Below are 6,738 nucleotides of genomic sequence, written 5' to 3'. Positions count from 1 at the left end.
ATAGACACTCATTGACAGCCTTGTTTACTAGATCCTCGATCCCCCACGACATTTTCGGATGAAGGCTGTCCATTTTTGTCCAGGTTCAGCCCAAGGGAAATAACTTCATTGCAGATATTCCTAATGCTCAACTGCGGTTAACAGATGATAGTTCTTTGCGTCAACAAAAGCCTGTTGCAGGAATCACTGAAGTAACGGTTACGAATCAAGACGCAAATACTATGCGAGTAACTGTGACGGGTGAGGCGGGTGTACCAAAAGTCGAGTTAGATGACAGCAATGAAGGTTTAATTTTTGTCGTCACGCCAATTACATCCTCTACATCACAACCGCAGCAACCACAAAGACCAGATACTTCCAAGCCTAGTAGCGAAACACCACCAACTCAACCATCAGCTGAGAATCAAGAACCCATTGAACTGGTAGTAACGGGAGAGCAAGATGGGTATAACATCCCCACCGCCACCACTGGCACTAAAATAGAAGCACCACTACGCGACCTACCTTTATCTATTCAAGTAATCCCGCGTCAGGTAATTGAGGATAGAGGTGTAGTCAGACTAAACGATTTAGCTGATAATGTAGCCGGTGTCCAGCAGGAACCGGGTTATGGTTCCCTACCATCAGTAGGTTTTCGGATTCGCGGCTTTACAACAAATTTTGGCAACTTACGCAATGGGTTTCAAGATTTCGGTTATGTCACGCCTCGTGATATCGCTAACGTCGAACAATTTGAGTTTCTCAAAGGCCCCGCGTCAGTTCTTTATGGAGGCGGTCAGTTTAGTTCAGGGATTCCCAGTGGTGTTGTCAATGCTATTACAAAAAAGCCTCTAGCTGAACCTTATTATAATGCCAGTGTTACCTACGGAAGTTACAACTTGGTTCGCCCTACAATTGACTTGACTGGGCCGCTCACAGAGGATAAATCACTTCTTTATCGCCTGAATATCGCTTATGAAAATGCTGATAGTTTCCGCGAATTTAGTAGAAATGATAGTTTCTTTATTGCGCCTGCACTAACCTGGAAAATTGGGCCACGCACGAATCTTGCTCTAGAATTTGAATACCAAAACTATAATTTCAACTTTAACTATGGATTCCTCCCAGAACCAGAATTTTTAAAACTCCCTAGAAATCGATTTTTGGGAGAACCTGATTTTAATGAAAGCAATAATCGCTCAATTTCATTTACTTATAATTTTGAACATCAATTCAGTGATAACTGGAAATTTCGGCAGGGTTTTAACTTAGTCCAGTCAGATTTAAATAGCAAATCAACATTCCCATATGCTCTAGAAGATGACCGTAGAACTGTTGACCGTAGTCCCAGTGAGTCAATCGAAGGAAACAATAACATAACGCTACAAAATGAAATTTCAGGAAAATTTGAGACAGGATTTTTGCGTCATAATTTATTGTTCGGAGTAGAACTAGCCCGATACAAATTTAAATACGATTTTTTTACCGCAGATGAGGTTAGCACGCTTAATATCTTTGAGCCACAGTATGGTGCAAAGTTTGTCATTCCATCATCACCAACTTTTGCCAGAGAATATGGTTCGGACAACATCGGAATTTACGTACAAGATTTAATCGAAGTTCTGCCTAATCTGAAAATTCTGGCTGGTGGTCGCTTTGATTCTAATGAACTCTTCAGAAAAGATCGTGTGGACAACTCAGTAATAAATGAACAATCGAATTCGCAATTTTCACCGCGAGTTGGTATTGTTTATCAGCCTAGTCAAACGACTTCGCTTTACTTTTCTTGGTCAAACTCTTTTGCTCCTAATTACTCTGCCAGAAGTCGGACAAATGAGCAGTTTAAACCAGAAATTGGCGAACAGTTTGAAGTCGGAATTAAGCAGGATTTGATTAAAGACCGTCTTTCGGCAACGTTGGCACTTTACCAAATTACTCGACAAAATGTGCTAACTCGAGATCCTGATGATCCGACTGGTATTTCTAGCATTGCTACAGGTGAACAAAGAAGCCGAGGTGTGGAATTAGACATTACAGGACAAGTTTTACCAGGTTGGAATGTTATTGCTAACTATGCTTATACGGATGCTGTGGTAACAGAAGATGAGGATATTCCTGTTGGTAACAGATTATATGGTGTACCCAAAAATAGTGCCAGCCTATGGACGACCTATCAACTTCAAAGTGGTAATTTACAAGGGCTAGGGTTTGGACTGGGGCTAGCTTTTGTGGGAGAGCAGGAGGCTACATTGTCTAATACTCTGACACTGCCTTCCTACGTCAGAGCCGATGCTGCTATTTTCTATCGCCGTGATAATTACAAGATTGGGCTGAACTTCAAAAACATTTATAATGTCAAATATTACACTTTAGATGGTTTCTTTATTTATCCTTCAGCACCGTTTACGGTTCAGGGAACGGTGTCGTTTGACTTTTAAGGAAGTTTGGTAATGAAACGACACCGCTATATAAATATCCTGATAACTTGTCTGTTGGTAGTGCTTGTAGCTTGCCAGATGCAGGTAAAAAACACTAACAGCAAACAACTTGCAGCTTCTAGCTTTAATCCAATTACAATTGAAAATTGTGGTATTACCATTACCTATAAGCAACCACCAAAGCGGGTTGTTACCTTAAACCAACCAGCGACTGAGATAATGTTGGCATTAGGCTTAGAAGCGCACATGGTTGGTACAGCTTATCTAGACGATCGCATCCTACCTGAATACCAAAAATCCTACGCGCAAGTCCCTGTCATTGCCCAGAAGTATCCCTCGCAAGAAGTCTTGCTGGGTGCTGAACCAGATTTCGTTTATGGATCATTTCCGGGGGCTTTTGGTAAGGATGCAATTAGTGGGCGCAAAGACTTACTTAGTTTGGGGATTAATTCGTATTTGCCAGAAGGAGCTATTGAAGTTTGTCAGCGAAAAAGGGGATTGCTGGAAAATATTTATAGTGAAATTCGGGATATTGGTAATATTTTTGGAGTTAGCGATCGCGCTCTTAAATTAATTGCTTCTTTACAACAAGAGCTAGAAGATACACAAAAGAAACTGGGCAAGGTAAATCCTCCCAAGCGTGTCTTTTGGTATGCCAGTGAAAGTCCACCTTACACGATTACCGTCGATAGCCTACCGAATCTGATTTTAGAGTCGGCTGGTGGTCGAAATATTTTTCAACAAAAAGCTAATGGTACTTATATTACAGTTAATTGGGAAGATGTGATTAACCGCAATCCACAGGTGATTATTCTTAGTGAAGCTAGTTGGTCGCCTGCTAAGATGCAGCGACAGCTTTTTCAAACTAACCCAGCCTACGCAAAAATTACCGCAGTTCAGAAGGATAAATTTGTGGTTATTGACTACAGTTACAGCACGTCAGGGGTCAGGATTGCTAAGGGAGTTAGGACACTTGCCCAAGCCTTTTATCCAGAGAGGTTTAAGTAATCAGGAGACCAAAGATGGGAAGATGGGGAAAGCAGCTACTAACTAACGCTCTTTTATGTCTCTGAGGAGAGAAAAATAAGATGCTGACCTTGAATCTTTTTCAAAGCCTCGCTTTATCAGCAAAACCAAAAAACCCTTGTTTGGAACCAAGCACTGAGAAACAAAATTTTAAATATTTTCTAATGAGAGTAATAAAAAAGCGCTAATGACCAATGACCAATGACTAATAACTACTAAGTAATGATTAATCCAATACCAAAGCACTTGAGAAAAAACAAGCAGCAACGCTACAAGCTGCTAATGCTGGCAATGGTTGTGATGTTGTTGCTTTCTATAACTTTGGCAGTGATGATTGGGCCTGTACCTATTTCCCCTTTGAGGGTATGGCAGATAGCTTTATCTCAAGTATTTCCAAATGTTACAGGAGATTGGACGCAAGCACAAGTTCAAATTGTCTGGCTCATCCGCTTTCCGCGTGTGCTGTTGGCTTTTTTTGTGGGTGCTGGGCTATCAGTGGTTGGTGTTACCATGCAAGCATTGGTACGAAATCCCCTCGCTGATCCCTTTATTTTCGGTATTTCGTCCGGCGCATCGGTGGGTGCTGTTTTAGTCATCCTGTTTGGTATTTTCTCATTTTTTGGTGTGTATGCGTTGTCGCTTGGGGCTTTCCTCGGTGCGCTGTTAGCATTCGTTGTTGTTTTCTTCTTAGCACGACGACAAGGAAGGCTATTCCCCACACGGTTAATTCTAATTGGTGTGGCAGTATCGTATATGTTTGAGGCGATAACGAGTTTCTTGGCTCTAAAAGCCGGAAGCGGCGAAGCTACACAAGGAGTTTTGTTCTGGTTATTGGGGGGACTTTCAGGAACAAAGTGGCCAGACCTAATTTTGCCAGTGCTAGCTTTATTAGTAGGGTGTTCGTACTTGTTACTCCAGACGCGATCGCTAAATGCACTTCTCATCGGTGAAGAAACAGCGCGCACTCTCGGAATAGACACTGACAGTTTCCGCAAGCAATTATTCTTTGTTACCTCACTCTTAACAGGTGTCATAGTTGCTGTTAGTGGTGTCATTGGTTTCGTTGGGCTAATGATTCCTCACAGCGTTCGGTTCCTTGTTGGGTCAGACCATGACCGCGTGCTACCTGTAAGTTTACTGCTAGGTGGAATTTTTCTGATTTGGGCAGATGTTCTGGCACGCATCATCATCGCCCCGGAGGAAGTGCCCATTGGCATTATCACAGCACTTTTCGGCACTCCTTTCTTCATTTGGCTGATGCAGGGGTTTTCCAAATGCCTTGGGAGGGAGTAGGCGATGAAGCTTGTAGTTGAAGGGTTGTATTGTAGCATTGAGGGAACGCAGATTCTGCGGGACATTAATCTTGAGGTAGCATCGGGTGAGTTTGTCGGGCTGATTGGCCCCAATGGGAGTGGGAAGTCTAGTTTGTTACGGTGTATCTACCGCGTAATGAAGCCAGATGCGGGAAGAATTACCCTCAATGGTGAGGATATTTGGCGGTTGAGTGCCCGCGAGATGGCGAAACAGACTGCGGTTGTTTTGCAAGAGATGCCAACAGAGTTTGATTTCACGGTTGAGGAAATGGTGTGGATGGGTAGGACTCCACACCAAGGGATGTTTGATTACGAGACTGCTAAAGACCGCGATATTGTTATGGAAGCACTGGCGCGGGTAGGGATGCAGACATTTACTCTGCGTTCTTTCCTTTCGCTTTCAGGGGGTGAGAAGCAGCGGGTACTGGTAGCACGAGCATTAGCACAACAGGCGAGTTTTTTGGTTCTCGATGAGCCGACCAATCACCTCGATATTCGCTACCAGTTGGAATTATTGGAACTGGTGAAGGGGTTAGGCGTAACTACTATTGCCGCTTTACACGATTTGAATTTGGCTGCTAGTTATTGCGATCGCATTTACGTGGTAGAGAGGGGAGCAATCAGGTCTGCGGGAGTGCCGCAAGAGTTGCTCCAACCTGCTTTAATACGAGAGGTGTTCGGCGTGGGGTCAAAAGTGGAGTATGATCCCAACACTCATAAATTGCGTATCAGCTTTTTCCTAGATGGGGAAATTGAGAGCAGAGGATAAATGACTTTTGATTCATACGGGGAAAAGACTGTATCCTGTCTCTCCGTCTGACCATCAGTAGAGAGAAGTTTTACGCTCGATCAATAAAAAACTAGAAATAGTTTGTAATATTTTACAGACTGTCTTTTGACGGGACAGCAGATTTTTGCATGTAAATGTTATATTACGGTAAACTCCACAGTACGCTTACTAAATGTGCCTGTTGTTTATTGTGCTTTGGTTGGTTTCTGGGAACCTGAGTTAATCATCAGTCAGAGATTATTAGATACTTTAGATGCTGTCCATCTCAAAGCAGTTTTAGCCCATGAAGATGGACATCGCCACTACCGCGATACCTGTTGCTTTTTCTTTTTGGGGTGGCTACGTCAGTTAACCTCTTGGTTGCCGCATACAGAATCTTTATGGCAAGAGTTGTTACTTTTAAGAGAAATACGGGCTGATTATTGGGCAGCTAGGCAAGTTGATAGTCTGTTATTGGCAGAAGCTTTACTCTTGGTTGTCAATACTCCACTTTTACAGTCGGCAACTTTTTGTGCAGCTTTTGCCAAAAATGTCTCAACCAATCATGTCACGCAGAGAATAGATGCGCTTTTGCAACAACCAGATTCTATAGGACAGCCAAAACTCTGGTCTTGGGTATGGTTAATTTTGGCGCTTTTACCATTACTGGTGATTCCGTTTCATAGTTGAAATTGAGTCATTGCGATGTAGAGCAAGCTGTACGTAGTTTGCTAAGATAGGATGCCCCTGTCCCTTAAAAAGGGGATTGAGAAACCTAATCAAATATCAATTGATATCAATTGTACTTTCAAACGCTGTTTGAGCCTAGAATCGCTGGCTAAAGTTGGAGTGGTGACACTCCAACTTTAGCCAGCGAGTACGTCAAAAGGCTGTGCGTTCGGCTAAATGAGCCTGAATCTCTTTGCTTTCGCGCCACACGGGACGCAACTGTTTATGAGCAAACATCTGCAATTGTTCACCAACATGGGGGGAACTTGGTTGAGATGCATTACCATAACTCGTTAGTGCCATAGCTTTTACAGGATTGGAAAATTCAATGGCAGCAACAAAAGAATCACCTGCAACTGCTTGAAAATGAGCATTTTTTGAATTTAAAGGGGTTTCACAAACAATAGACAAAAATGGACAGCCTTGTTTACTAGATCCTCGATCCCCCACGACATTTTCGGATGAAGGCTGTCCATTTTTGTCC

Annotated in this window: 6 protein-coding genes; 5 read left to right on the top strand and 1 reads right to left on the bottom strand. The window is 42.8% G+C overall.

Features of this window, described 5'->3' with window-relative positions:
• Nucleotides 1–65: 65 nt before the first annotated feature.
• From PI95_RS34155 to PI95_RS34135, 5 genes are all read left to right on the top strand, one after another.
• On the top strand, nt 66–2,417 hold the full coding sequence (locus tag PI95_RS34155) for a TonB-dependent siderophore receptor (RefSeq protein WP_268896856.1): 2,352 nt from the start codon (nt 66–68) through the stop codon (nt 2,415–2,417).
• A gap of 12 nt (nt 2,418–2,429) precedes the next feature.
• Nucleotides 2,430–3,425, top strand: coding sequence for an ABC transporter substrate-binding protein (locus PI95_RS34150; protein ID WP_039753129.1), 996 nt, complete (start codon nt 2,430–2,432; stop codon nt 3,423–3,425).
• A gap of 240 nt (nt 3,426–3,665) precedes the next feature.
• Nucleotides 3,666–4,736 carry a FecCD family ABC transporter permease gene (locus tag PI95_RS34145; RefSeq protein ID WP_039753130.1) on the top strand — a complete coding sequence of 357 codons (1,071 nt, stop codon included), beginning with the start codon at nt 3,666–3,668 and terminating at the stop codon, nt 4,734–4,736.
• A 3-nt stretch (nt 4,737–4,739) separates the two neighbouring features.
• Nucleotides 4,740–5,525, top strand: a complete 786-nt coding sequence (locus PI95_RS34140; RefSeq protein WP_039753132.1) for an ABC transporter ATP-binding protein — start codon at nt 4,740–4,742, stop codon at nt 5,523–5,525.
• Nucleotides 5,526–5,720: 195 nt separating this feature from the next.
• The gene (locus PI95_RS34135) at nt 5,721–6,215 is read left to right on the top strand and encodes a M48 family metalloprotease (protein WP_201280722.1); all 495 of its coding nucleotides are present in this window, start codon (nt 5,721–5,723) and stop codon (nt 6,213–6,215) included.
• A 192-nt stretch (nt 6,216–6,407) separates the two neighbouring features.
• Here PI95_RS34135 and PI95_RS34130 read toward each other — a convergent pair.
• On the bottom strand, nt 6,408–6,738 hold a 331-nt coding region (locus PI95_RS34130), incomplete at its 5' end, for a penicillin acylase family protein (RefSeq protein WP_201280721.1).

Origin of the sequence: Hassallia byssoidea VB512170 (genome assembly GCF_000817785.2) — a bacterium.
GTDB lineage: Bacteria > Cyanobacteriota > Cyanobacteriia > Cyanobacteriales > Nostocaceae > Hassallia > Hassallia carrinoi.
This window is presented reverse-complemented; position numbering and strand designations above follow the sequence as displayed.